Raw genomic sequence first — 24,043 nt, forward strand, 5'->3', positions numbered from 1 at the left:
TACAAGAGCGGGCCAGTCACCCGCTCCGTCCTGAGTGGCGACAATCAACTGTAGGAGCTGGCTTGCCAGCGAAAGCGCCGGGGCAGGCGACACATTGGTTGGCGGGACGGACGCCTTCGCTGCGATGCGGCGACCCGACAAGCCAGCTCCTACAGGTTCAGCGCACCCGAATCTTCGGGTCACCCGCCCCGCGGCGCAGGGTCTTGAGGAAGCCCTCCAGCGGTGCGGGCTCGGCGATCTGCGGCAAGGCGTCCTTGTCCGGGCGTTGCGCCCAGAAGGCATCCCAGGACGGAAACAGCTCGTGGAAGCTGCCGGCGTACGGCTCGCGCCCCGGCCAGCGCATTTTCAGGCCGCCGATCGGAGGTTTGTTCAGGTCGGTCGCGTACCAGTAGCACGGCAAGCGGCGACGGAAGCACCAGCGCCCGTCGATCCGCTCGTAGTCGTCCCAGTACAGCATCTGCATGATCACCCACTCGGGACCGGTCTCATGTTCGTTCTTCGAATAGACCACGCCGGTGGCGTGATCGGCATCGCTGAACTCAATGATGTGCTGCCCCAAATGATGGGAGGTGCCATGGAACTGCTTGCGCATGGTTTCGTCCAGCCACGCCTTGAGGTGCGCACGACCGCTCTTGTCGCGGCCCACGCGCACGTCCGGGGCGAAGCAGTTGGCCATGGCGTCCATGTCGCGCATGTCCAGGGCCAGGGCGTACTTGCCGGCCAGTTGGCGGATCGCATCCAGCGACTCCAGGCGGTCGATGCGCTCAAGCAATGTGTTGGTGTCCTGATTCATCAGTCGAGCACCGTGTACAGGTCCGAACCGCGTCCGCCGTCCACCGCCAGGCTCGCTCCAGTGACATACGAAGCCTCGTCGCTGGCCAGGAACACGATGGCGTTGGCCAGCTCCACGGGCAGGCCGACCCGTTTCATCGGGATGACTTTTTCCGTGTTGCTGCGGGTCTTGGCATCGGCCAGCATGCCGGCCGTGGCCGGGGTGTCGACCACGCCGGGAATGATCACGTTGCAGCGGATGTTGTGCGGTGCACCTTCGCTGGCCGCCGCCCGACTGAAGTTGATCACCGCCGCCTTGGCGGCCGAGTAACCGGCCATCCACGCCGTGCCGAACAGGCCGCAGATCGACGCGATGTTGACGATCGAACCGCCGCCCTGGGCTTTCATCAATTGCATCGCGGTGCGGGTGCCCCAGAAGGTGCCGTCCACGGTGGTGGCGAAGTTGGCGTGCCAGTCGGCGGTGGTCATGCTGTCGATGCCACCCCAGGTGTAGGCCATCGCGTTGTTGACCAGGATGTCCAGGCGCCCGTGACGTTGCGCGGTGGCCTGCAGCGCACCGACGTAGGCCTGCTCATCACTGACATCGGCCACGGCGATCTCCGCCTGCCCGCCCTGGGCGCGGATTTTTTCCTGCACGCCTTGCAGCGGCTCGATGCGCCGCCCGCACAACACCACCGTGGCGCCCTCTTCGGCGAACCGCAGCGCGGTGGCTTCGCCAATGCCGGAACCGGCGCCGGTGACGAAGGCGATTTTTCCTTGTAGACGCTTGCTCATGGGTGACTCCCTGATCAGATAAAGGCCATGCCGCCGTTGACGGCGATGTTCTGCCCGGTCATGAAACTGGCGTCTTCGCTGGCCAGGAACACCGCGACCCGGGCGATCTCGTCGGGCTCGCACAGACGGCCCAGGGGCACGTTTTTCAGCAGCGTCTGCATGTAGTCATCGGGGATGCCGGCCATCATCGGGGTGTTGGTCGGTCCTGGCACCAGGGTGTTGACGCGGATGCCGCTGGCGGCCAGTTCACGGGCGATCGAGCGGGTCAGGCCCATCACCCCGGCTTTCGACGCGCAGTAGTGGCTTGGGCCTTCGCCGGTCAGCGCGGCGGTGCTGGAAAGGTTGATGATCGCGCCCTTGCGGCCACCCTTGACCATCAACCTGGCGCCTTCACGGCAGCACAGGAAGGTGCCGCCCAGGTTCACCCCGATCACCCGCGCCCAGCTCTCGTCCGGGGTTTCGAGGAAGCTGTCCAGGCCGCCCACGCCGGCGTTGTTGACCAGGATGTCGAGGCCACCGAAGTGCTGTTCGGCCTGGCCCATGGCATCGGCCACGGAGGCGCCGTCAGCGACGTTGCAAGCCAGGGCCAGCACCTGGTCGCCGAGATCTGCCAGGCTCTCGGCCAGGGCTGCCTGGTTCAGGTCGACAGCCACCACCTTGGCACCTTCGGCGACAAAACCACGCACGATGGCCTGGCCCATGCCCTGGGCGGCACCGGTCACGAAGGCCACTTTATCGAGTAACTTCATAGCAATCTCCAAGTGTGCGAATAAGCTGCGGCCCGCTGCAATGGAGCCGTCACTTGCATGATTGGCGGCAAGCCCCCGGGCACACATCGTCCGATGGGACTAGCGCCGCGTGGTCTGAACGGACGATGTGAATGGCGGCGTCAGCGCACAGCATTCGCCTGGCGCGCACCTCGCCAGGCCTGTATCCCCTTCAATCTGCCGCAGCGCCTGGCGCGGTTGTGCCTCATGAATCCGCAGACAATGGAGAACCCCATGAACCAACCCGTAGACCTGCCCCTGCCCGTCGGCCATTACGCGACCCTGCCCAACGGCCTGCGCCTGCACTATCTGGATGAGGGCGCAGGCCCCGTGGTGCTGTGGCTGCACGGCAGCGGGCCGGGCGCCAGTGGCTTCAGCAACTTCAAGGGCAATTACCCGCAATTGGTCGCCGCCGGCTATCGCAATATCGTGCTCGACCTCCCGGGTTTCGGTCGCTCGGACAAACCCGAGGACGTGCAGTACAACCTGGATTTCTTCGTCGACTGCGTGGCGGCGTTCCTGGAGTCCGTCGGTGTGCGGCGTTGCACGCTGCTGGGTAACTCGCTGGGCGGCGCGATCGCCCTGGGCCTGGCCCTGCGTCTTCCGCAACTGGCCCAGAGCCTGATCCTGCTGGCACCGGGCGGTGTCGAGGAACGGGAAACCTACTTCAAGATGGAGGGCATCGTACGCATGGTCAGCCTGTTCAGCGCCGGCCCCATCGGCATGGAGGAGATGCGCAGCATGATGAGCCTGCAGCTGTTCGATGCATCGATCCTGCCGGAAAGCCTGCTGCAGGAACGCGTGGCGGTGGCCGTGACCCAGCCGAAGAACCTGTTCAGCACGATGATGGTGCCGAACATGGAAGCGCGCCTGGGCGAGATCCAGTGCCCGATCCTCGGTTTCTGGGGCAACAACGATCACTTCAACCCGATCAGCGGCGCCCAGCGCATCATCGACGGCGCACCGAATGCGCGGTTCATCGTGCTTAATCGGTGCGGGCATTGGGTCCAGGTGGAACATCGCGAATTGTTCAACCGTAGCTGCATCGACTTCCTGCAGAACGGCTAACCCTCAGGCGCTTCTTTGTAGGAGCGAGCTTGCTCGCGAAGGACTCAAGAACAACGCGTTCAACCAGAAAGCACGCGTTATCGTTATCGACCTTCGCGAGCAAGCTCGCTCCTACAGGGAGGTGAGGTGGTTAGCGATCTGCCGCCTTCTGGCTATTCAACACGGCGTCGCCGGGTTTACCCAGTACGCAGGAGGTGCCGCCGGGGGTGTACATCATGGCCACGCAGCGGTTGCAGGCGGTGCAGATCGAGTCGCGGCTGGCGCCACTGGCGAGTTTGTTGACGTAATCATTTTCGGCCAGCAATACCCGGCCTATGGCGACCAGGTCAAATCCCTCGGCCATGATCCGTTCAATGCTCGCCAGGCTCTTGGCACCGCCCAGGTACGCCAACGGCATTTTCACCGCCGCGCGCACCTTGCGCGCATGTTCCAGCAGATACAGCTCGCGGAATTCCACGGTCGGCTCCTTGCGGCGCTGGATGGCCATGGCCAGGGCGATGATCTTGTTCTTCTGCTGCACGCGGTTTTCCTTGGGGAAGGAAGAGCCGAACATGGTGGTGATCGACTCGGCGTTCATCCCGGCGCTGAGCACCAGCAAATGCGCCCCCTCCTCTTCCAGCATGCGCGCAATCTGCGCCCCGTCTTCGGCGCTGTTACCGGCGCGCACGCCTTCGGTCACGCTGTATTTGCAGATGACCGCCATCTCCTTGCCGACCGCATCCAGCACCGCCCGCAACACCCGGCGCGGAAAGCGCAGGCGGTTTTCCAGGCTGCCGCCGTACTGGTCGCGACGCTTGTTGTACATCGGCGAAATGAACTGGCTGAGCAGGTAGCCGTGGCCCATGTGGATTTCTACGGCATCGAAACCCGCCTGGCGGGCCAGGCGCGCACCTTGGGCGAAGTCGCGCACCACTTGCTGCATGTCATCTTCGTTCATCGCCTGCTTGAGGAACATGCCGCTCATCAAGCCGATCTTGTTGAAGCCGCCGCTGGCTGACAGTGGACGCTTGGTCGAGCGTTCGCGGATGAAGGTGAAGCAGCCGCCGTGGGTGATCTGTGCGCTGGCCAGACCACCGGCCTGGTGCACCCCGTCGGTCAGGGCCTTGAAATGCGGCAGGCTGGATTGGCTGAGGGTCAACTGGTTGGGCAAGGTGCGGCCGTCGCTGCTCACCGCGCAATAGGCCACGGTGGTCAGGGCGGTGCCACCGGCGACCAGGGCCGAGTGCAGCTTGACCAGTTGTTTGGAAGGCACGCCCTGGGCACTCATGCCCTCGTTGGTGGCGGCCTTGATAAAACGGTTTTTCAGGGTCAACGGGCCAATCGCGATCGGGCTGAACGGTGATGGGGTCGGACGAGGATGCATGACAGGCCTCTCTTTATTGTTATCAGGCTAAAACGAAGGACTGCGGCGCCGGATCGCGACGCAGCCATGATCATCAGAAGGTGTATTTGGCGTTGAACGACAGGTAGTCGCGGTCAGCCAGCAAGCGGCCCTGGGCGACGTCCGGCGAACTCAGGTAGGCGACATAGGTCATGCCGACCTGGAAGTTGCCCAGGTACTTGAAGTCGCCCCCCACGGTCAGGCGCTTCTCGTCGCGGCCCAGGCCCTGGTAGGCGCTTCCGTCGACGTTCTGTGTCCATACCACCTTGGTGCTCAGGTCCAGGCCCGTGGCGACGGACGGGTAGTCCATGTAGGCGCCGACGCCCAGGAGCGTCGAGCCACGGGTCTGGGTCTTCGACTCGAACTGGTCGAAGGTGCCATCCACGCCAACCCCGCCGCCGGTGATCGTCAGGCTGTCCACTCCGTCGATGTGTTGATGCACCACTTCACCCATGAACGTGGTCTGCTGGGCGAGCAGGCTGGGGCCGAGGATGTAGCTGGCGTTGAGGTTGCCCTGCCAGATCTGCCCGGTGGTCGGCGCGCCGTTGTTGAGGTAGACCGAGGCGCCATCGCGGTAGCTCAGGTCACCGGCGTACTGCACCGAATCGCCGACCTTGGAGCTGAAGCTCACACCGGTCAGCTTGACGTCTTCGAAGTAACCCAGGCGATAGGACGGTGCGGTGCCGTCATGCCCGATGCCCTTGAGCGAGGAGTATTGGGTGGTGCCGGTGAAGTCGAAGAACAGCGAGCCGACGCGTTCGTTGTAGCGGTAATGGAACAGCCCCACTTCGGTGTTCTCGGTGATCCGGTAGCGCACGCCCAGGCCCCATTGGCCGCTGTCGCTGGCGTCTTTCTCACCGGCGTAACCGACCGCCAGGCCGTTGGGCAGACGGTCAACCTGCCCGGCGCCCAGACGGAAAAACTCGGCACCGGGACCGAAGGTGTCGCTGCCGAAATAATCGCCCACCGGGTTGAGCTGGGTCTTTTCCCACTCGTACTGGTAGTAGCCCACCAGCGCCAGGTCTTCATTCAGCGACCACGACCCGGACACCTGCCCCACTGGCAGGTACGAGTCCTTGGCTTCGGTGCCCGGGACGTTGAACTTGGTCGCATCCACCGGGGCCTGGCCCTGGCTGATGTTGGCCCAGAACAGGCTCTCGCCCCAGGCCACCAGGTGCCGTCCGGCCTTGAGCGACAGGTACTGGGTCTCGCCGAGCTCGAAGTTTCCATACACATACGCATCGAGCAGGCGCGCCGCGCTGCCGCTCAGGCGCCGGGTCTCGTCGCTGAAGCCGTCGTTGTGGCCGGTCTTGTTCACCGTTTCTGGCGAGTCGTTGGCGTTCTTCTGGTTGTAGACATCGTCGTAGAACTGACTGCCGCGCAGTACCGCCCCGAGGTTGTCGTGCCGAAGTTGCAATTCGCCGAACAGGCTCAGGCGGTTGTTGATCAACGAACCGCGCTTGAAGTTGCGCGTGCCGTCGTCATTGTTCGGGTCGTTGAGGTATTGATTGGCCTGCTTGGCGGTGCGCATGGAGGCGGTGTAGTTGACCGTCAGCGACGAATCCAGGGTGGTGTTCTCCCCCAGCTGGATGCTCGGTGCGGCGCTGGCCGTGGCACTGGCAATGGTGATGGCCGTGGCCAACAGACAGCGGCCACCGCTGAAGTTTCCCGATTGGCGCGCTACAGTGATTCCCGTGAACATGCTCCTCTCCTTTTGTTGTTGTTTTTTTCGTGTTGGCGAGATGGCTGCGCCTTACGCCGGAACGTTGTTGGCCAGCACCGCGCGCAGTTCGTTCTTCGCCACCTTGCTTGACGGGTTGAGTGGCAAGGCGTCAAAGAAACGCACTTGGCGCGGCACCTTGTAATTGGCCATCTGCTCCCGGCTCCAGGCGATCAGTTGCGCCTCGTCGAGTTCTCGCCCTTCGCGCAGCACCACGCAGGCACAGCCGACTTCGCCCATGCGTTCATCGGCGATGCCGATCACCGCCACCTGGGCAATGGCCGGGTGCCTGATCAGCGCCGCTTCGATTTCCGCCGGGTAGCAGTTGAAGCCGCCGACGATGTACATGTCCTTCAGGCGGTCGGTGATGATCAGGTTGCCCGTCTCGTCCAGGCGCCCGACGTCGCCGGTGTGCAGCCAGCCTTCGGCGTCGATGGCTTCGCGGGTCGCTTCGGGGTTCTGGAAATAACCCTGCATGATGTGAAAACCGCGCAGGCAGATCTCGCCGGTCTGCTCGGCTTCCAGCGCCTGGTTGTGCGGGTCGCGGATGCTCACTTCGGTGCCGGCGATCGGTCGGCCGCTGGTGCCGGCGATCACCTTCGCCGAGTCTTGTGGATCACAGATCGTCGCCAGCCCGCCGCACTCGGTCAGGCCGTAGGCGGTGGTCACCACGGCGAATCCCAGCTCGTTGCGCATGCGCTCGATCAGGCTCGGCGGGATGCTCGCCGAACCGGTCACCGCGATGCGCAGGCTCGACAGGTCGGTCTGCGCAAGCTGCGGATGGGCCAGCAGCGAGAGATACAGGGTCGGCGCACCGGGCAGCACGCTGATGCGCTCGCGGGCGATGCGCTGGAACACCTGTTCGGCGTCGAACACCGCATGGGGCAGGATGGTCGCCCCACCGATCAGGCAGGTCAGCCAGCCGGCCTTGTAGCCAAAGGCATGGAAGAACGGGTTGACGATCAGGTAGCGATCTTCCGGCAGCAGTCCGATGACCTTGACGTATTCAGTGAAGGCCCGCAGGTTCTGGCCATGGCCGCTCATCACGCCCTTGGGTTTGCCGGTGGTGCCGGAGGTGAACAACAGGTCGCACATGGCCTCGGGGCCGATCGCCATGGCCCGGCGCCTGGCGCTGTCGGCGTCGATGGTCGCCGCGCCGAGCAGGAACTGGGCAAGGGTCAGGTCCGACGGCAACCCGGGGGTATCGCCAGCGAGCACCACCAGGTGTTCGAGGCTGGTCGGCCGATGGGGTGCGAGCAGCGCCGGGTAGTCGACGTCGAGAAAACGCTGCTGGACAAACAGCACTCGACAGCCGCTGCGCTCCAGCACATCGGCGGCCTCAAGGCCCTTCATGCGCGTGTTGATCGGCACCAGCACCGCACCGGCGCATTGAATGCCCAGCGCCGCGAGGATCCAGTCGCCGCTGTTCGGCGCCCAGATACCGACCCGGTCGCCAGCCTGGATGCCCAGGGCCAGCAAGCCCCGGGCAAAGCCCATGACGCGCTCGGGCAGCTCGGCGTAGTCGATGCATTGGCCGTTGTCCTCGATGGCCGTGCGCCCGGCAAAACGTTCGGCGCTGCTGAAGACCAACTGGGCAAGGGTGGCAGGGGCGGCGCTTAGGGGCGCGGCAAGGTTCAGGCTCTGATTCATCGTGGGCTCGCGCTTGGCATAATTGAAGGCATCAATCGGGGAAGCGGATGCGCAGTTGCGCGCTGGTGGGCACTGCCTGGCAGGCCAGGATCCAGCCTTCGGCCAGGTCGCCCGCGTCCAGTGCATCGTTGTGCAGCAGCTCGACCTCGCCGCTTTCCAGGGTGCACATGCACGAGGCGCAACCACCGACACGGCAGGCGCTGGGCGGGTTGAGGCCGGCGCGTTCCATGGCGGCCAGCACGGTCTCGCCGCTGTCGCAGGCCAGCTGGTGGTCCTCGCCATCCAGGCGCACCGCCAACTGCGCGGCCATGGCCGCCTCACTGCTGGCTACCTGCGGCTGCTCGCCTTCACCGGGCAGCGAGACGAAACGCTCGACGTGCACCCGGCGATCCGGCATGCCCAGGCCCTTGAGCGCACTGACCGCCGCATCCATGAACGGGCCAGGGCCACAGATAAATGCCTGGGCATCGATAAACGGCCGCGCCAGCTCCGCCAGTTGCCCGACGCTGGGGATGCCCTGCACCGAATCGAGCCAATGGACGATCTGCAGGCGTTGCGGATGAGCACTGGCCAGTTGCCGGAGCTCGTCCTTGAAAATCACCGAGGACTCATCGCGGTTGGCGTAGATCAGCAGGACCCGGCCGGTTCCGGCGAGCAACGCCGAACGCAGGATCGACAGCACCGGGGTCACACCACTGCCGCCGCCGAACAGCAGCAAATCGCCGTCGAGGCTACGCGGTACGAACACGCCGGCCGGTGGCAGCACCTCCAGGGTCTGGCCGGCCTGCAACTCACTGCACAGCCAGTTCGAGGCGCGCCCCTCGTGCACGCGCTTGACTGTTACCCGCAGCGGCTCATCGAGCAACGGTGTGCTGGACAATGAATAACAACGGGGCAACCAGCCGTCCTCGAAAGGCACGCGCAAGGTCAGGAACTGGCCCGGTTGATAGCGAAAACGTTCGCCCAGATGCTCCGGCACGTCGAACACCAGGGAACGCGCATCGGCGGTTTCCTCGATCACGCGCGCCACGCGCAGGGCAAGATAATTGTTCATAGGTCAGCTACTCATGACCACCTGGCCGTGCAGCACGGACAGGTGTAAACCCAGGGGTGTCGAAACGCTCGCCATGGCCTCAGACGTAAGGGTCCGGGTTGGGCAGGCCGAGCAGCACCGCGCCGTAGCTGCGCCCATAGGCCATGTAGTTGTTGGCGATGTGCCCGCGGGCCTGGTGCAGGTCGCGGAACAGCCGCGCCACCGGGTTGGTGTTGTACAGGCCCGAGGCGGCCATGCTGCGCAGCAGGTCGTTGGCCCGTTCGGCGCAGATGTTGGTCACATAGGCCGACTGGTAGCGGTACAGCAGGCGGGTCTCGGTGTCCGGGTACTCGCCGGCGCGGGCCAGGCTCATCAGGTGCTCGTAGTTGCGCTCGAGCACCAGGCGCAGGCTGTCGACGGTGATCATCGCTTCGGCCACGGCGGTTTGTGCCACAGGGTCGTCAGCAGTCCGCGCGCCGTGCTTGCCGATGTGCTTGGCGGCGTTGTCGCGGAACTCGTTGATCGCGCCCTGCAGGGCGCCGAGGGCCGAGGTCGAGACGGCGCGGGAGAACACCTGGGCGAACGGGATCGCGTAGATCGGGTTGCTGTTGACCAGGCGCCCGGGCGTCGCTTCGAGGGTGCAGTTGTTGGTGCGTTGCACGCGATGGGCCGGGACGAATACATCCTCGACCACGATGTCATGGCTGCCGGTGCCGCGCAGGCCCATCACGTCCCAGTTGCGTTCGATCTGATAGTCGTTGCGCGGCAGCAGGAAGGTGCCGTGCTCGGCGGGCATGTCGCCATCGGGCGGCAGGATGCCCCCCAGGAACACCCACTGGCAGTGCTCGCTGCCGCTGGAGAAACCCCAGCGCCCGCTGATGCGGTAACCGCCCTCGACCACTGTGACCTTGGCCGCCGGCATATAGGTCGAGCAGATCAGTGCGCTGTGGTCATCGGCCCAGACTTCGCGCTGCGCTTCGATCGGGTAACGCGCCAGTTGCCAGGGATGAACCCCCATCACGCCATAGATCCAGGCCGTGGACATGCAACCCTCGGCGAGGATGGTCTGGATTTCGAAGAAGGTCCGCGGGTCCACTTCATAACCACCGAACGCCCGTGGCTGCAAGGCCCGCAACAAGCCGGCGGACTGCAACTCGAGGACGCTCTCCACCGGTACCTTCAAGTCCTTGTCGGCCTGCGCCGTGCGCGCCTTGAGTGCCGGCACCAGGCTGCGTGCACGTTCCAGCAGATCACGTTCGTCCTGGGTCTTTTCTCGCATGCTGTGCATCACTCAATTCTCCCGATCTCACTGCGCCACTGCGCGAGTTGAGACGGATCATCGGATCGAGCGGGCAATCCTTCATCGTCAAAGCGGACTAGGGGTGGGGTGGGTATCGGGGTTTGGCGGGTATATCCGTTTCTTCGGTAACGGCGGCTCAAGGTTCCGCCCTTACGGCGAGTCACTTGTAGGAGCGAGCTTGCTCGCGAAAAACCTGAGAGCACCGCGGGGTGTCAGGCCGCCCACGTCATCGTTGACCTCCATCGCGAGCAAGCTCGCTCCTACAAAGGGCGAAACCCTGGGTAGCCGTTACCGCAGGGTTGCGCCCTGACGGCGGGTCATTTGTAGGAGCGAGCTTGCTCGCGAAAAACCTGAGAGCACCGCGGGGTGTCAGGCCGCCCACGTCATCGTTGACCTCCATCGCGAGCAAGCTCGCTCCTACAAAGAGCGAAACCATAAGTAGCCGTTACCGCAGGAACGGATATGTACACAGCCCCGCTAGTCCGTTACCGAAGAAACGGATATGTACACACAACCCCGCTAGTCCGTTGAGACGATGCCCAACCAGATCACCGCAGCCATAGTAAACGCATCCAAAGTCGACCCCACGGAGCAAGGGCCCATGAGTATTTTGCAGCGTTTCCAGATGCACGGCAGCGTCGCCATCGTCACCGGCAGCGGCCGGGGTATCGGGCGGGCAATCGCCCTGGCGTATGCCGAAGCCGGCGCCGATGTGGTGTGCTCGGCGCGTTCGCTGGACGAGGTAGAGGCCGTGGCCGAAGAGGTTCGCGCCCTTGGCCGGCGCGCCCTGGCCGTCGCCTGTGACGTCAACGATGCCGAACAACGCCAGGCACTGGTGCGCCACAGCGTGGAGCACATGGGCCGCCTCACCCATCTGGTCAACAACGTCGGCGGTGGCGGCCCCAACGATCCGCTGGCCATGACCCCTGAGCAGTTCGCCCAGGTGCTGAATTTCAACGTGACCACCAGCTACGACTTCTGCCAGTTGTGCGTGCCGCTGATGCGCGAGGCCGGTGGCGGCAACATCATCAATATCAGCTCGGTGGCCGCGCGTTATGCCCAGCGCCATTTCAGCGCCTACGGCACGGCCAAGGCAGCCCTCAGCCATCTGACCCGCCTGTTGGCACAGGACTTCGCGCCGCAGATCCGGGTCAACGCCGTCGCCCCCGGCCCGACACTGACCGAAGCGCTGAACGGCGTGATGCCCGCCGCCATGCGCGAAGCCATGGAAGCCAACACCCCGCTCAAATGCCTGGGCACCCCGCAAGACATCGCCGCCGCCGCGCTGTACCTGGCCAGCCCCGCTTCGGCCTGGGTGACCGGCAAGATCATCGATGTCGATGGCGGCGCCGACTCGTCGGTCTGGCCCGGCTGACCCACTCCTTTGGGCTCGCCCCTGATGATGTCGGGGCGGGCCTTTTTTTATCCCACCCCCACTGGAGCCCTCGCCATGGACGCCCACTTGATCAACGCGCTCGGTGACGAGCTGTTCAACGCCCTGCGCAGCCGGCAGACGCTGGCCCCCCTGACCCGCCGTTATCCGCAGATCACCCTGGAGCAGGCCTACCGGATTTCCCTGCACTTCCTGCAACGCCGAGAAGCCCTCGGCGAGCAGGTGATCGGCAAGAAAATCGGGGTCACCAGCCGCGCCGTGCAAGAGATGCTCGATGTCCACCAACCGGACTTCGGCTTCCTCACCAACGCCATGCAGGTCGAGGATGGCAGCGATGTCAGCCTGGCCCGCTACAACCTGATCCAGCCGCGGGCCGAAGGCGAAATCGCCTTCATCCTCGGTGAAGACCTGCAAGGCCCGGGCATCAGCGCCGAAGACGTACTGGCCGCCAGCCAATGGGTCGTGCCGTGCTTCGAGATCGTCGATTCGCGGATCGACGACTGGCAGATCCGCATCCAGGACACCGTGGCCGACAACGCCTCCTGTGGTGTGTTCGCCCTCGGCACCCAGCGCATCGACCCGCGCTCACTGGACCTCGCTGCCGTGCACATGCAAATGAGCAAGAACGGCCAACCGGCAGGCGCGGGCCTGGGCTCGGCGGTGCAGGGCCATCCCTGCGCGGCAGTGGCCTGGCTGGCCAATACCCTGGGCGAGCTGGGCATCCCGTTCCGCCGCGGCGAAATCATTCTGTCCGGTGCCCTGGCGCCGCTGGTGCCCGTGGTCGCCGGTGACCATATCAGCCTGTCCATGACCGGGCTCGGCGAAGCCAGCCTGCGTTTTGTCCCGTGATCGCCCTTCCCTTTCCAGGAGCCAGAAAACCATGAGCAAGAAGATCAAATGCGCGCTGATCGGGCCGGGCAACATCGGCACCGACCTGCTGTACAAACTGATGCGCAGCGAGGTGCTGGAACCGGTGTGGATGGTCGGCATCGACGCCACCTCCGAAGGCCTGTCGCGGGCCCGCGAGCTGGGCCTGAAGACCACCGCCGACGGTGTCGACGGCCTGCTGCCGCATGTCCTCGAAGACCAGATCCAGATCGCCTTCGACGCCACCTCGGCCTACGTGCACGCGCAGAACTCGCGCAAGCTCAATGCCCTGGGCGTGTTGATGATTGACCTGACCCCGGCGGCCATCGGCCCGTATTGCGTGCCACCGGTCAACCTCAAGGCGCAACTGGGCCTGGGTGTGATGAACGTGAACATGGTCACCTGCGGCGGCCAGGCCACCATTCCGCTGGTGGCCGCGGTGTCCAGCGTGCAGCCGGTGGAGTACGCCGAAATCATCGCCACCGCCGCATCGAAATCGGTCGGCCCCGGCACCCGGAAAAACATCGACGAATTCACCCGCACCACCTCAAGCGCGGTGGAGAAAGTCGGCGGCGCGAAGAAAGGCAAGGCGATCATCATCATCAACCCCGCCGAGCCGCCACTGATCATGCGCGACACCGTGCACTGCCTGACCGAGAGCGAACCCGACCAGCCGGCGATCACCGCCGCCATCGAGGCCATGATCGAGCAGGTGCAGCGCTACGTGCCTGGCTACAAGCTGGTCAATGGCCCGGTGTTCGACGGCAACCGGGTGTCGATCTTCATGGAGGTCGAAGGCCTGGGCGACTACCTGCCCAAGTACGCCGGCAACCTCGACATCATGACCGCCGCCGCGGCACGCACCGCCGAGATGTTCGCCGAGGAAATCCTCAAGGGCGAACTGGTGCTGCAAGCCACCGCCCAACCCGCCCACGCATAAGGAGCCGACCATGGATCTTCGCGGCAAAAGCATCACCGTTCACGACATGTGCCTGCGCGACGGCATGCACCCCAAGCGCCACCAGATCAGCCTGCAACAGATGAAAGACATCGCCTGCGGCCTCGACGCGGCTGGCGTGCCGCTGATCGAAGTCACCCACGGCGACGGCCTGGGCGGCAGTTCGGTGAACTACGGTTTCCCGGCCCACACCGACGAGGAGTATCTGTCGGCGGTGATCCCGCTGATGAAAAAGGCCAAGGTCTCGGCCCTGCTGCTGCCGGGCATCGGCACCGTCGATCATCTGAAAATGGCCCATGAGCTGGGGGTCAACACCATTCGCGTGGCCACCCATTGCACCGAGGCCGATGTCAGCGAACAGCACATTTCCCACGCCCGCAACCTGGGCATGGACACTGTCGGCTTCCTGATGATGGCGCACATGAACAGCCCGGAAGGCCTGGTCAAGCAAGGCTTGCTGATGGAGAGCTACGGCGCCAACTGCATCTACCTGACCGACTCGGCGGGCTACCTGCTGCCCCACGACGTCAGCGCCCGCGTGGCGGCGATGCGTGCGGCCCTCAAGCCTGCAACCGAGATCGGTTTCCATGGCCACCACAATCTGTCGATGGGCGTTTCCAACTCCATCGCCGCGATTGCCGCCGGGGCCAACCGCATCGACGCCGCGTGCGCGGGCCTTGGAGCCGGCGCCGGCAACACACCGATGGAAGTGCTCGTTGCGGTGTGCGACCGCATGGGCATCGACACCGGTGTCAGTGTGTTTGGCATCCAGGACGTGGCCGAGGACCTGGTGGTGCCGATCATGGACTTCCCGATCCGCAGCGATCGCGATGCCCTGACCATGGGGTACGCCGGGGTCTATGGTTCGTTCCTGCTGTTCGCCAAGCGCGCCGAGAAGAAATACGGCGTGTCGGCTCGGGAAATTCTCGTTGAAATGGGGCGTCGAGGCATGGTTGGCGGGCAGGAAGACATGATCGAAGACACCGCCATGACCCTGGCCCGGCAGCGGCGGCAGTCGTAATCACTGAACCCTGTAGGAGCGAGCTTGCTCGCGAAAAACGACTCGACAACGCGTTCATGCAGGAAGCACGCGTTATCGTTGACGTCCATCGCGAGCAAGCTCGCTCCTACAGGGGGTCAATGGATAGGTTTAACGCCAGTCGGCGACGATGCCGTGTTCAAGCGCAAACGGCTGCGCCGCGATTGTCCGCCGTTGAAACCCTGGTGCCTGGTCGGCAGTCGCCAGCCACAACATCACCGCCGCCGGTACATGGGGCGGCGCACTGCCGGCGCGCAGGGCGATCAGGCCCTTGTCGCCGATGGTGGCCTTGAGGGCTTCGGTGGTCACTACGCCCGGATTAAGGGTGTAGGCGCGCACACCAGCTTCGCCCAGCTCCGTGCTCAGCACCCCGGACAACCGCGACACCGCCGCCTTGCCCGCGCCATAGGCGTAACCCCAACCGCCCTTGCCCGCCGCCACCGGTGGGTCGCTTTCGCCGGCGCCGGAGGTGACGTTGATCACCACCCCGCCACCGCGCGTCACCATGTGTTCGGCCACTGCCCGCGTCAGCAGGAATGGCGTGAGGATATAGCCCTGGAACATCCGCTCCAGGGTCTGGGCCTGCAGGTCCATGAACCCGGCGTTGAGGTCGCTGCCCTGGTAGATCGCGTTGTTGATCAGCACGTCGATGCGCCCGTACTCGGCCAGTACCGCCTGGCAGGCGTGCAGGGCCGAGTCGCTGTCGAGCAGGTCCATCGGCACCACGAGCACCCGGCAACCGAGCTCGCGCAAAGCCTGCGCAGTACCATTGAGGCTGCCGGCCAGCGGCGCTCCGGCAGCGTCGCGCAGGGCATGTTCATGGTGTTCGCCCTCGTTGAGGGTACGGGCGCTGATCGCCAGGTCGAAACCGGCGCGGGCGAACGCCAGCGCCGCCTCGCGACCGATACCACGGCTTGCGCCGGTGATGAATGCCACCTTGTTCATGCAAGTTCCTTTTAGAAGCGCGGGGCGCGGACCATGGCGTCCATGCCGCCGTCGACGAACACGACGCTGCCATGGACAAACGATGCCTGCGGCGATTGCAGGAAGGCTACCACTGCGGCGATCTCGTCAGGGTGACCCGCGCGGCCCAGCGGCGCGACGAAATCGCGGGTCGCCTGGCCAAAACGGGCATCGTCCAGCGAGGCCTGGTGCAACGGGGTTTCTACCGCGCCCGGCGCCACCACGTTCAATCGCAGGCCCTGTTTGCCCCAGCTCACCGCCAGGCTGCGCACATGCTGGCTGATGGCATATTTGGAGGCGGCATAGGCGACGTGAGGCTGGCCGAGGGTGTTGGCCAAAACCAGCGCCTGGGCCTCGTCGCCGGCGATCATCGCGTCGATCTGCGCTTGGCCGTCGGGGCCCGAATGGGTCGCCGCGACAGAGCCGATCACCAGCGCCGCCGGTTGTTGGCCCTTGGCCAACGCCCCTTGCAGGCCGTCGAGCAACTGGCTGACGCCGAAGTAATTGACCGCCAGGATCAGGCCGCAGTTTGGCGCGGTGACACCGACCCCGGCGCAGCAGACCAGCCCGTCGAGGACCCCGCCGCTGAGTTCAAGCACTTGCCCGATGGCGGCGTCGCGCCCCTGGGCAGTGGACAGGTCGGCAATGACTTCGGCGTTGCTGCGATCGATCCCGATGACCTGGTGGCCGGCGGCGCGCAGGGCAGCGGATACGGCGGCGCCGATTCCCGAGGCACTGCCGGTGATGGCTGTAATTGGCATGGTGGTTCTCCGTGATGGGTCCGCCCAGTATCGACAGGGCGATCACGGGACGGCATCGTCCGTGCGGACGATACACCTGTCACACTGCGATCGGATATCGCCCTGTAGGAGCCTGGCTTGCCGGCGAAGAACGATATCGCGGTGCGACAGATACACCGCAGCGTCTGGTTCGCCGGCAAGCCGGGCTCCTACAAGTCAGGCCTGGCGATAGATCGGCACGGCCAGTTGCAGTGGCGGCACCTTGATTTTCTCGGTCATTTTCAACGCCAGTTGCGGCTTGCCCAAGGCCACCACGCTGTTGAGCATGATGCGCACCAGTTCGGTCTGGCGTCGCACGCCGGTCTTGGAGAAGATCGAGCGCAAGTGCGCCCGCGCCGTGTTACGGCGGATGTTCAGGACCTCCGCCGCTTCCTCCAGGGACAACCCGTTGGCCAGTTCCATGGCCAGGGCGGTTTCCGCCTTGGTCAGGTTGAACAGTTGCTTGGTCACGACTTCGCTGGCCAGCGACTTGCTCGATGCATCGCGGATGTACACCAGCGCCGCCGGCTGGCCCTTCTCCTCGGCCCAGTCCAGGGACCGAATGGATTCCACCACCACGCCAAGGTTGACCAGTCCCGAGGGCCGCGTTACCGACATGGCCTCGGCGCTTTTCGGCGCGTCCGGGCAGAACGCGCCGCGAATCAGGCGCTGCAATTCGCGGTTGTCGCTGGGATAGGTTGCTTCCAGGCGCCCGCCTACCAGCTTCAAGCCATCGGAGCGGGCAAGGATTTCCTGGGCCACCGGATTGATCTGCAACACGCTGCCACTCTCGTCGAGCACCAGGGTCGCTACCGATAGCCGGCTGATGGCCTGGGAGTACAACTCGCTCAGCGATTCGCTGCGGTCCAGCAGGTTATGCAACTGCGAGGCGCGCCGCAGGTGCGGCAGGAAACTGGCGCATACCGTCCGGTCATGGGCCGAGAAGTTGGCAGCCTGTTTGGGGCGGGTGACGCGAAAGCGCAGCTTGCCGCCGTCCGGGGTGGAAATGTCCGCGCACATCACGTGATACACATCATTGGGACCGCAGAACGCCTTGAAGTAGGCGCTGTGTTCCCACTCCGTGGAGCTCATGATGTCATCGACCGTGAACACGCTGTCCAGCGGCTGATTGCAGAAAGGCGAATTGGTCTGCGGGTAGGTCATGTAGCAGACATCACCGGCGCCTTCGATGTCGCCGACAATGATCATCACACCGGTATCGGGTTGATCCGGCACCCGCAGGATCAGGGTGACGAAGTTGGCATCGTAGAGCTTGAGAAAACTCCTGAGGGCCGTGGCCATCAGTTTCGGATCAAGGGCGCCTTCGTAGATTTCGCCCACCAACTGGTTGTAGCGCGTGAGGTCGAGGCCAAGACTGGCCAGGGCTTCATGGGTCAAGTCAGCGTTCTGCATAGTCTTATCTCGCTCGGGTAAGGACTGCGCCCTTCCCTTGTTATTTTTATAATTTCGGCCGGGGGAACCCAGGGCTCCCCCCTCTCGACTGCTACTTGCCCGCCAGTTTTCACCAGCGCCTGCGGACTCCACAAGAGGTCCGGCAGGTTTATTTTTCGTTCGCGGTATCACGCGCCGCCGGGCTGTTTTTCAGGCGGAACTGCCCTTGTGCCGGCGCAGGCTGGCGTACCCGTTCAGTCACCAGTGGGCGCCCGCGATTGAACCAGGCGGCCAATGCCGGCAGGAGGAAAATCGCCCCCAACACGTTGACCAGGAACATGAACGACAGCAGCACCCCCATGTCGGCCTGGAACTTCAGCGGTGCAAACGCCCAGGTGCAGACGCCGATCGACATGGTCACGGCCGTGAACACCGCGGCAGTGCCGCGTTGGCACATGGCCTGGTAGAACGCCTCACGCAGGTTGGCGCCACGCAGCATCTCGTGCTGGATCCGTTCATACAGGTAAATGCCGTAGTCGACACCCACGCCCACCCCCAGCGCCATCACCGGCAAGGTCGCGACCTTGAGGCCGATCCCCAGCAGGGTCATCAATGCGTTACAGAGGATCGCGACAATCGCCAGCGGCACCAGAATGCACAGCACCGCGCGGATCGACAAGAAGGTCAGCCAGCAAAACAATGCCACCGATCCGAATAACGCGCCGAGCATGATCACTTCGGCGCGCTTGACCGCCTCGTTGGAGGCCGCCATCACCCCGACATTGCCACCGGCCAGGAGAAATTCGACTTGCGGCGAGCTGACTTCGGCAATGATCCGCTTGGCCTCGGCGATCGCATGGCTGACGGTGCTGCCTTCGTGATCGGCCAGGAACACCAGGATCTGCATCTGCTGGCAGCCGTCGGTGACCAGGCCGTCATCCGGCATATAGGCCCGCGCGCCCTGGCTCAAACCCCGGGGCGAGCCCGGAATCGCCGCCCAGCGCGGATTGCCTTCGTTGTTGCCGGCGATCACCCGCTTGCCCATGTCCGCCACGCTCTGGATCGACTGCACGCCGGTGACTGTGCGCATGCGGAAATCGAAGGCCTCCACCGCACGCATCACCGCAGGCGACAGGCAACCTTCTTCGACGCCCTTGACCTGGACAAACACCGACATCACATCGAGCCCTATGGAATAGCTGCCGATGATCCTGGCGTTGTCCTGGTTGTAGCGCGAATCGGCCCGCAGCTCCGGCGCACCGGCGCCGATATCGCCCACCGCCAGGTCGCGCGCCTTGTAGGCCCCCGCCGCCAGCAGCACCAGGCTGACCACAAACACCCCGAGGGCAGGCCCCGGTTCGGCCAGCGCCGACAGGCGCCACCACAGGCGGTGCCTGCCCGCCGGCCGCGATTGCGCCCGACGCAACAGCGCAGGCTCCAGGCGCAGGTAGGAAATAATCACTGGCAGCATCAGTTTGTTGGTGATGATCATCAGCATAACGCCGATGCAGGCCGTCACCCCCAGTTCGTGGACGATGGGAATGTCGATCAGCATGATCACCGCGAATCCCAGGGCGTTCATCAGCAAGGCCAGGGAACCGGGGATGAAGATCTTGCAGAACGCCGAACGCGCCGCGTCCTTCGAGGTACTGCCGGCCAGCACGTCCTGTTTCCAGGCGTTGGTCATTTGCACCGCATGGGACACGCCGATGGAGAAGATCAGGAACGGCACCAGGATCGACATCGGATCGATGCCCAACCCCAGCAGCGGCAACAGCCCCAGCAGCCAGACCACCGGCAGCAACGCGACCATCAGCGCGACCACGGTCAGGCGCAGGGAGCGCGAGTACAACCACAGCAGCAAACCGGTGATGACGAAGGCCACCACAAAGAAGCCGATCACCGTGTTCAGCCCTTCGACCACATCGCCCACCAGCTTGGCGAAGCCGACGATGTTGATCTCGATATCCGCGCTGTTGTATTTGGCGCGGATGTCTTCCAGGCGCTGGGCGATCTCCACATAGGACACCGCCTGGCCGGTCTTGGGATCGATGTCCTGCAGGTCGGCGCGGACCATGGCCGACTTCAGGTCGTTGGCGACCAGGCGGCCAACCTGTCCGGAGGCTGCCGTGTTGCTGCGCACCTGCGCCAGGTCCTCGGCGGTACCGGCGAAGCGCGGTGGCACCACCACGTCGCCGAAGAAACCTTCCTCGGTAATTTCGATGTAGCGCACGTTGGCGGTGAACAGCGACGTCACGCTGGGGCGGCTGACCCCGGAAATGAAAAACACGTCGTCGGTGACCTTGCGCAGGGTCTCCAGGTACTCGGCGTTATAGATGTCCCCTTCGCCCTTCCAGCGCACGCTCACCAGGAAGCGGTTGGCGCCGGTGAAATAGCGGCTGAACTTGAGAAAATTGATCATGTAGTCATGACGCACCGGGATCTGTTTGTTGAACCCCGGATCCAGTTGCGTGTGGGTGGCGCTGTAGCCCAGGCCCAGCGTCACCAGGACGAATAGCGCCAGCAGTCCCTTGCGCCAGGCCATCAGGTGGTCCGCGCACGTCTCGACGCAGCGCGTCACCCAGTGTTTACCTTGATTCATTGCCCGCCTCTCATTTACTGGGTGGCCTGTGTGGCCACGAGGGCAGCGACGCTGCCACTTGAACCCTGCAATACCCCGCGCTCGCCACCGACCAGCAGCCGCGTGCCGACCATCGTCGCCGAGGTCAACGTACCGAGCCCGGCCAGACGCCCGACGCCGACCAGCGCACCCTGTGCATCCAGGCGCACCACCGAACTGCCGGCACCGACGATCACCAGGCCCGAGTGGTCGGGCAGCAATGCATGGCCGTACAACGGCAGTTGATTGCCGACCTGGACCTGGGTCCAGCTGTCGCCGAAGTCGTGACTGACGAACACGTGCCCGCGCATGCCATAGCTCACCCAGTCTTTCGCGCTCAGGCGCACGATGCCGAACAGCGAGCCGCTGTAGAACGCCGGCAAGCTCTGCCAGTGCTGGCCGGCGTCGGTGGTGCGCAGTACCAGGCCCTGCTCGCCCACCAGCATGCGGCGGCCATCGTCGCCACCGGCCATGCTGTTGAGGTGGGCGTTGTCGATGTCCAGGGACTGCGGCGTCCAGGTCTTCCCGGCGTCAACGGATTGATAGAACTTGCCGAAGCTGCCGAACGCCATGACGCTGTCGCCACCGCCGCTCCAGATACCCAGCAGCGGTTCGCCCAGGTCGCTGTCGTAACGCATTTCCTGCCAGCTGCTGCCGGCATCTTCGGAGCGCAGGATCCAGCCGTCATGCCCAACGGCCAGCAAGCGCTTGTCGTCCAGGGCCACCACGGCGGTCAGGGTGGCGTTGCGCTGGGTGGCGACGCTCGCCGGCTGCCAGCTGACGCCCTGGTCATCGCTGAGCAGGACGCTGCCCCGCTCGCCCACGGCGACCACGCGCGCACCAAGATTGAGCAGGCCGTTGATCTGCACCCGGTCCGGGCGCGTGGCCAGCAGTTGCGCTTGCGGTGGGGATTTGGGGGAGAAGGTGTAGCCAATGGTCAAGGCGACCACCAGGCAAACCGCGTAGCCGATCACCGAGCGCATGGGCAACGCTCCTGCTCGGGGTTGGCGTGGATAAGGCAAGTCATAGGGCCGATCCTCTTGTTTTTGTCACGCGCCAGGGCATGCGAGGCAATCGAGATGGGCGTTGCCTCTGGGGCAATAGTCGGCGCATGGGAGGGGGGGCACATCGTCCAAATGGCTTATGCAATGGCGGGAATGACATGGGGCGGGAATGGGGGGTATTTATGTGCAAACCGAACTGATTGGCACCGCACCCTGTAGGAGCTGGCTTGCCAGCGAAGGCGTCCAGTTGGTCGACTAATCGGTGTCTGACCTGACGCCATCGCCGGCAAGCCGGCTCCTACAAAGGATCGGGGATCAGGCCATGTACAGGATCACCAGGTCGTTGATCACCGACGGCCGATCCTGGCCCACCACATGAATGTTGAGTTCCAGGGTCAACTGGGTGCCACGGGCGAGGATTTCGACTTTTTTCACCCGGGCCCGCGAGTGGATGCGCGAGCCGGCCGGTACCGGCGCCGGGAAGCGCAGGCGGTCGGAGCCGTAGTTGATCTGGGTGCTGAAACCGCTGATCTCGAAGCCCAGTGCCAGTTTCATCCGCGACTGCAGCACTTGCACCAGCGCGCCGTGGGCAATGGTGCCGCCGAACGGACTCTGCAGGCGCGCCCGTTCCGGATCGGTGTGGATCCAGTAATCATCGCCCGACAATTGGGCAAAGGCGTCGATCAGTGCCTGGTCGACCACCACCACGTTGCTCCAGTCGCTGAACTGCTCGCTGACCAACTCCTGCAGGGCCGGGTCATCGTTGAGATCGATCTGCCGGGCGACAGGCTGTTGCGAGGCCGCAGGTGCCGGTTCGTTGTCCTGCGCAGGCAGCGACTCAAACGCCGCTGCATCCTTGTCCACGCCAGTGAAGCGCAGCAGGCGGTTGCCCTTGGCGTCGACTTCGGCGAACACCGGCTGCAAGGGCATGCCGATGCGGATTTCGGTTTCGTCGAGGCCGACCAGGTTGGTGTTGATGCGCACCCCTTCGGCCAGTTCGACCACCGCCAGTTTTTGCGGCATCTCATCCATGAAGTCGGGCAAGGTGGCGATGCGCGTCACGGTGTAGCTGTACAGGGTCGCGGCACCGTCGACTTCGCGCCAGGCCAGGTCGTGTTCCAGGCACACCGGGCAATGCCGGCGCGGGTAGAAGTTCCAGTGCGCACAGGCGTTGCATTGCTGGATCAACAGGCGGCGAGCCTTCAGGCCCTCCCAGAAGGGCGCGGAGATCGGCGTCGCGACCGGCATCGGTTTGTTGTTGGACATGTGCTTATGCTCCCTGAAGTATCAATGCGCCCTGCTCGCTCATCACGCCGCCGGTGCCGGAGACGTAGACGCTGTCGCAGCGGCCCAGTTGGCGTTCACCGGCGGTGCCGGCGATCTGCGTCACCGCTTCGATCACCTGGCTCATGCCACCGGCCGAGGCCGACTGGCCGAAACTCAGTTGTCCGCCATGGGTGTTCATCGGGAAATCGCCGCGCCAGGTCAGGTCGTGTTCGCGCACGAACGCCATGCCCTCGCCTTTGCCGCAGAAGCCGGCATCTTCCAGGGTGAGCAAGGTGGTGATGGTGTAGCAGTCGTAGATCTGCGCGGCATCCACGTCCCTGGGCTTGAGCCCGGCCATGGCAAAGGCCCGCTGCGAAGCCGGACCAATGGGCGTGTGCAGCATGTCCTCGGCATAGGACGGCGACTTGAACGCCAGGTGTTCGCCGAACCCGGTAATGAACGCCGGACGCTTGCGGGCCCGCGCCGCCACTTCCTTGCTGGTGATGATCAATGCGGCGCCACCGGCCACCGGCATGACGATTTCCAGGACGTGCAACGGGTCAGCGACCATTTTGCTCGCCAGCACCTGTTCGATGGTCAACGGCTGGCCATAGAACATCGCTTGCGGGTTGGCCAGGGCGTTGGTGCGCTGGTCGACGGCGATCTTGGCCATCGCCCGCTGGTCATAGTCGTATTGCGCGGCATAACGCTGGGCGATCATGGCGTAGCCGGTGTTCTGGCCCATGTGCCCGTAAGGCAGGTCGAACTCGGCCTCGGGCGCGCCAAACGCCGTACTGTGTCCGCCGAAACGCATGGAGCGGGCCATCCAGCCAGGGTCCTCGTCGGGACCCAACGGCGCCATGCGCGCGGGGATCACGCACAGCACGGCCTGGCACAACCCCAGTTCGATCGCGGCGGCGGCGCGCCAGACCATGCCCACCGACGTGCAGCCACCCAGGTCGACCACTTCGGCGAAGTTCAGGCGCAGGCCCAGGTATTCGGCGGCCATCGCCGGTACGAACACCGAGGCTTCATGAAAATGCGGGCCGTTGATCACCAGCCCGTCGAGGTCCGAGGCCTTGAGCCCGGCATCGCGCAGGGCCTGGGCCGCGAGGTCGGCGACTTGTTCAAGGTGAAACATCTTGGGCGCGGTGGAGTACTTCTCCGGTTTGTACTGTGCGCTGCCAACAATGGCCGCATGCCCTTTGAGCCCCATAGTGCCTCCATGCCGAAGCGTTACGCTGCGGCGTTTTCCAGGTTGTGTTTGAGGTCCGGGC

At 64.5% G+C, this 24,043-nt stretch carries 20 protein-coding genes and 1 pseudogene; 5 read left to right on the forward strand and 16 right to left on the reverse strand.

Features of this window, described 5'->3' with window-relative positions; all coding sequences use genetic code 11:
• Positions 1–157: 157 nt before the first annotated feature.
• From ACYP2Q_RS26935 to ACYP2Q_RS26945, 3 genes are read right to left on the reverse strand one after another with little or no spacing between them, the layout of a single operon-like run.
• A complete protein-coding gene (locus ACYP2Q_RS26935; RefSeq protein WP_459733249.1) occupies positions 158–793 on the reverse strand; it encodes a nuclear transport factor 2 family protein in 636 nt (211 codons plus the stop codon).
• Positions 793–1,566: an SDR family NAD(P)-dependent oxidoreductase gene (locus tag ACYP2Q_RS26940; RefSeq protein ID WP_459733250.1), complete on the reverse strand. Its 774-nt coding sequence runs from the start codon at positions 1,564–1,566 to the stop codon at positions 793–795. Before ACYP2Q_RS26940 ends, ACYP2Q_RS26935 begins: the two co-directional genes overlap by 1 nt.
• 14 nt (positions 1,567–1,580) lie before the next feature.
• Positions 1,581–2,315, reverse strand: a complete 735-nt coding sequence (locus tag ACYP2Q_RS26945) for an SDR family NAD(P)-dependent oxidoreductase (RefSeq protein ID WP_459733251.1) — start codon at positions 2,313–2,315, stop codon at positions 1,581–1,583.
• 252 nt (positions 2,316–2,567) lie between these two features.
• Here ACYP2Q_RS26945 and ACYP2Q_RS26950 point away from each other — a divergent pair, with 252 nt between their 5' ends.
• On the forward strand, positions 2,568–3,401 hold the full coding sequence (locus ACYP2Q_RS26950) for an alpha/beta fold hydrolase (protein WP_459733252.1): 834 nt from the start codon (positions 2,568–2,570) through the stop codon (positions 3,399–3,401).
• Positions 3,402–3,531: 130 nt separating this feature from the next.
• On the opposite strand, the gene ACYP2Q_RS26955 is transcribed toward ACYP2Q_RS26950, so the two are convergent.
• From ACYP2Q_RS26955 to ACYP2Q_RS26980, 6 genes and pseudogenes are all read right to left on the reverse strand, one after another.
• Positions 3,532–4,764, reverse strand: coding sequence for an NADH:flavin oxidoreductase (locus ACYP2Q_RS26955; RefSeq protein ID WP_459733253.1), 1,233 nt, complete (start codon positions 4,762–4,764; stop codon positions 3,532–3,534).
• 73 nt (positions 4,765–4,837) lie between these two features.
• Complete coding sequence (locus tag ACYP2Q_RS26960; RefSeq protein WP_459733254.1) at positions 4,838–6,484, reverse strand: DUF1302 domain-containing protein; 1,647 nt, start codon at positions 6,482–6,484, stop codon at positions 4,838–4,840.
• Positions 6,485–6,535: 51 nt separating this feature from the next.
• Entirely contained in the window at positions 6,536–8,152 is a 1,617-nt protein-coding gene (locus ACYP2Q_RS26965; RefSeq protein WP_459733255.1) for a FadD3 family acyl-CoA ligase, read from the reverse strand.
• Between the two features lie 31 nt (positions 8,153–8,183).
• Positions 8,184–9,206, reverse strand: a complete 1,023-nt coding sequence (locus ACYP2Q_RS26970; RefSeq protein WP_459733256.1) for a 2Fe-2S iron-sulfur cluster-binding protein — start codon at positions 9,204–9,206, stop codon at positions 8,184–8,186.
• Positions 9,207–9,285: 79 nt separating this feature from the next.
• Positions 9,286–10,473 (reverse strand): acyl-CoA dehydrogenase family protein, encoded by a 1,188-nt coding sequence (locus ACYP2Q_RS26975; protein WP_459733257.1) that lies wholly within the window; start codon positions 10,471–10,473, stop codon positions 9,286–9,288.
• Positions 10,474–10,807: 334 nt separating this feature from the next.
• A pseudogene (locus ACYP2Q_RS26980) lies at positions 10,808–10,921 on the reverse strand (outer membrane lipoprotein carrier protein LolA); the annotation flags it as partial.
• A gap of 165 nt (positions 10,922–11,086) precedes the next feature.
• Between ACYP2Q_RS26980 and ACYP2Q_RS26985 the strand changes: the two are divergent.
• From ACYP2Q_RS26985 to dmpG, 4 genes are all read left to right on the forward strand, one after another.
• Complete coding sequence (locus ACYP2Q_RS26985; protein WP_459733258.1) at positions 11,087–11,860, forward strand: glucose 1-dehydrogenase; 774 nt, start codon at positions 11,087–11,089, stop codon at positions 11,858–11,860.
• 75 nt (positions 11,861–11,935) lie between these two features.
• The gene (locus ACYP2Q_RS26990) at positions 11,936–12,727 is read left to right on the forward strand and encodes a fumarylacetoacetate hydrolase family protein (RefSeq protein ID WP_459733259.1); all 792 of its coding nucleotides are present in this window, start codon (positions 11,936–11,938) and stop codon (positions 12,725–12,727) included.
• 31 nt (positions 12,728–12,758) lie between these two features.
• On the forward strand, positions 12,759–13,685 hold the full coding sequence (locus ACYP2Q_RS26995; RefSeq protein ID WP_459733260.1) for an acetaldehyde dehydrogenase (acetylating): 927 nt from the start codon (positions 12,759–12,761) through the stop codon (positions 13,683–13,685).
• A gap of 10 nt (positions 13,686–13,695) precedes the next feature.
• Complete coding sequence (gene dmpG / locus ACYP2Q_RS27000; RefSeq protein ID WP_459733261.1) at positions 13,696–14,724, forward strand: 4-hydroxy-2-oxovalerate aldolase; 1,029 nt, start codon at positions 13,696–13,698, stop codon at positions 14,722–14,724.
• Positions 14,725–14,853: 129 nt separating this feature from the next.
• Here dmpG and ACYP2Q_RS27005 read toward each other — a convergent pair whose 3' ends face one another.
• The 7 genes from ACYP2Q_RS27005 to ACYP2Q_RS27035 form a co-directional block, all read right to left on the reverse strand.
• On the reverse strand, positions 14,854–15,687 hold the full coding sequence (locus tag ACYP2Q_RS27005) for an SDR family NAD(P)-dependent oxidoreductase (protein WP_459733262.1): 834 nt from the start codon (positions 15,685–15,687) through the stop codon (positions 14,854–14,856).
• 11 nt (positions 15,688–15,698) lie between these two features.
• Complete coding sequence (locus tag ACYP2Q_RS27010) at positions 15,699–16,466, reverse strand: SDR family oxidoreductase (RefSeq protein ID WP_459733263.1); 768 nt, start codon at positions 16,464–16,466, stop codon at positions 15,699–15,701.
• Between the two features lie 195 nt (positions 16,467–16,661).
• Positions 16,662–17,897 carry a LuxR C-terminal-related transcriptional regulator gene (locus ACYP2Q_RS27015; protein ID WP_459733264.1) on the reverse strand — a complete coding sequence of 412 codons (1,236 nt, stop codon included), beginning with the start codon at positions 17,895–17,897 and terminating at the stop codon, positions 16,662–16,664.
• A gap of 148 nt (positions 17,898–18,045) precedes the next feature.
• Positions 18,046–20,478: an efflux RND transporter permease subunit gene (locus ACYP2Q_RS27020; protein WP_459733265.1), complete on the reverse strand. Its 2,433-nt coding sequence runs from the start codon at positions 20,476–20,478 to the stop codon at positions 18,046–18,048.
• Between the two features lie 14 nt (positions 20,479–20,492).
• On the reverse strand, positions 20,493–21,479 hold the full coding sequence (locus tag ACYP2Q_RS27025) for a WD40/YVTN/BNR-like repeat-containing protein (RefSeq protein WP_459733266.1): 987 nt from the start codon (positions 21,477–21,479) through the stop codon (positions 20,493–20,495).
• Positions 21,480–21,815: 336 nt separating this feature from the next.
• Complete coding sequence (locus ACYP2Q_RS27030) at positions 21,816–22,766, reverse strand: bifunctional OB-fold nucleic acid binding domain-containing protein/MaoC family dehydratase (protein ID WP_459733267.1); 951 nt, start codon at positions 22,764–22,766, stop codon at positions 21,816–21,818.
• A gap of 4 nt (positions 22,767–22,770) precedes the next feature.
• The gene (locus ACYP2Q_RS27035; RefSeq protein WP_459733268.1) at positions 22,771–23,982 is read right to left on the reverse strand and encodes a thiolase family protein; all 1,212 of its coding nucleotides are present in this window, start codon (positions 23,980–23,982) and stop codon (positions 22,771–22,773) included.
• Positions 23,983–24,043 lie beyond the last annotated feature (61 nt).

It is taken from the genome of Pseudomonas sp. MHK4 (assembly GCF_054600775.1).

Bases quoted from the DNA above. Each gene is read 5' to 3' on its own strand.
- ACYP2Q_RS27020 (WP_459733265.1), bottom strand. From the start codon at position 20,478: ATGAATCAAGGTAAACACTGGGTGACGCGCTGCGTCGAGACGTGCGCG.
- ACYP2Q_RS27025 (WP_459733266.1), bottom strand. From the start codon at position 21,479: ATGCGCTCGGTGATCGGCTACGCGGTTTGCCTGGTGGTCGCCTTGACC.
- ACYP2Q_RS26960 (WP_459733254.1), bottom strand. From the start codon at position 6,484: ATGTTCACGGGAATCACTGTAGCGCGCCAATCGGGAAACTTCAGCGGT.
- ACYP2Q_RS27015 (WP_459733264.1), bottom strand. From the start codon at position 17,897: ATGCAGAACGCTGACTTGACCCATGAAGCCCTGGCCAGTCTTGGCCTC.
- ACYP2Q_RS26970 (WP_459733256.1), bottom strand. From the start codon at position 9,206: ATGAACAATTATCTTGCCCTGCGCGTGGCGCGCGTGATCGAGGAAACC.
- dmpG (WP_459733261.1), top strand. From the start codon at position 13,696: ATGGATCTTCGCGGCAAAAGCATCACCGTTCACGACATGTGCCTGCGC.
- ACYP2Q_RS26995 (WP_459733260.1), top strand. From the start codon at position 12,759: ATGAGCAAGAAGATCAAATGCGCGCTGATCGGGCCGGGCAACATCGGC.
- ACYP2Q_RS26985 (WP_459733258.1), top strand. From the start codon at position 11,087: ATGAGTATTTTGCAGCGTTTCCAGATGCACGGCAGCGTCGCCATCGTC.
- ACYP2Q_RS27030 (WP_459733267.1), bottom strand. From the start codon at position 22,766: ATGTCCAACAACAAACCGATGCCGGTCGCGACGCCGATCTCCGCGCCC.
- ACYP2Q_RS27035 (WP_459733268.1), bottom strand. From the start codon at position 23,982: ATGGGGCTCAAAGGGCATGCGGCCATTGTTGGCAGCGCACAGTACAAA.
- ACYP2Q_RS26990 (WP_459733259.1), top strand. From the start codon at position 11,936: ATGGACGCCCACTTGATCAACGCGCTCGGTGACGAGCTGTTCAACGCC.
- ACYP2Q_RS26940 (WP_459733250.1), bottom strand. From the start codon at position 1,566: ATGAGCAAGCGTCTACAAGGAAAAATCGCCTTCGTCACCGGCGCCGGT.
- ACYP2Q_RS27005 (WP_459733262.1), bottom strand. From the start codon at position 15,687: ATGAACAAGGTGGCATTCATCACCGGCGCAAGCCGTGGTATCGGTCGC.
- ACYP2Q_RS27010 (WP_459733263.1), bottom strand. From the start codon at position 16,466: ATGCCAATTACAGCCATCACCGGCAGTGCCTCGGGAATCGGCGCCGCC.
- ACYP2Q_RS26945 (WP_459733251.1), bottom strand. From the start codon at position 2,315: ATGAAGTTACTCGATAAAGTGGCCTTCGTGACCGGTGCCGCCCAGGGC.
- ACYP2Q_RS26935 (WP_459733249.1), bottom strand. From the start codon at position 793: ATGAATCAGGACACCAACACATTGCTTGAGCGCATCGACCGCCTGGAG.
- ACYP2Q_RS26955 (WP_459733253.1), bottom strand. From the start codon at position 4,764: ATGCATCCTCGTCCGACCCCATCACCGTTCAGCCCGATCGCGATTGGC.
- ACYP2Q_RS26950 (WP_459733252.1), top strand. From the start codon at position 2,568: ATGAACCAACCCGTAGACCTGCCCCTGCCCGTCGGCCATTACGCGACC.
- ACYP2Q_RS26965 (WP_459733255.1), bottom strand. From the start codon at position 8,152: ATGAATCAGAGCCTGAACCTTGCCGCGCCCCTAAGCGCCGCCCCTGCC.
- ACYP2Q_RS26975 (WP_459733257.1), bottom strand. From the start codon at position 10,473: ATGCACAGCATGCGAGAAAAGACCCAGGACGAACGTGATCTGCTGGAA.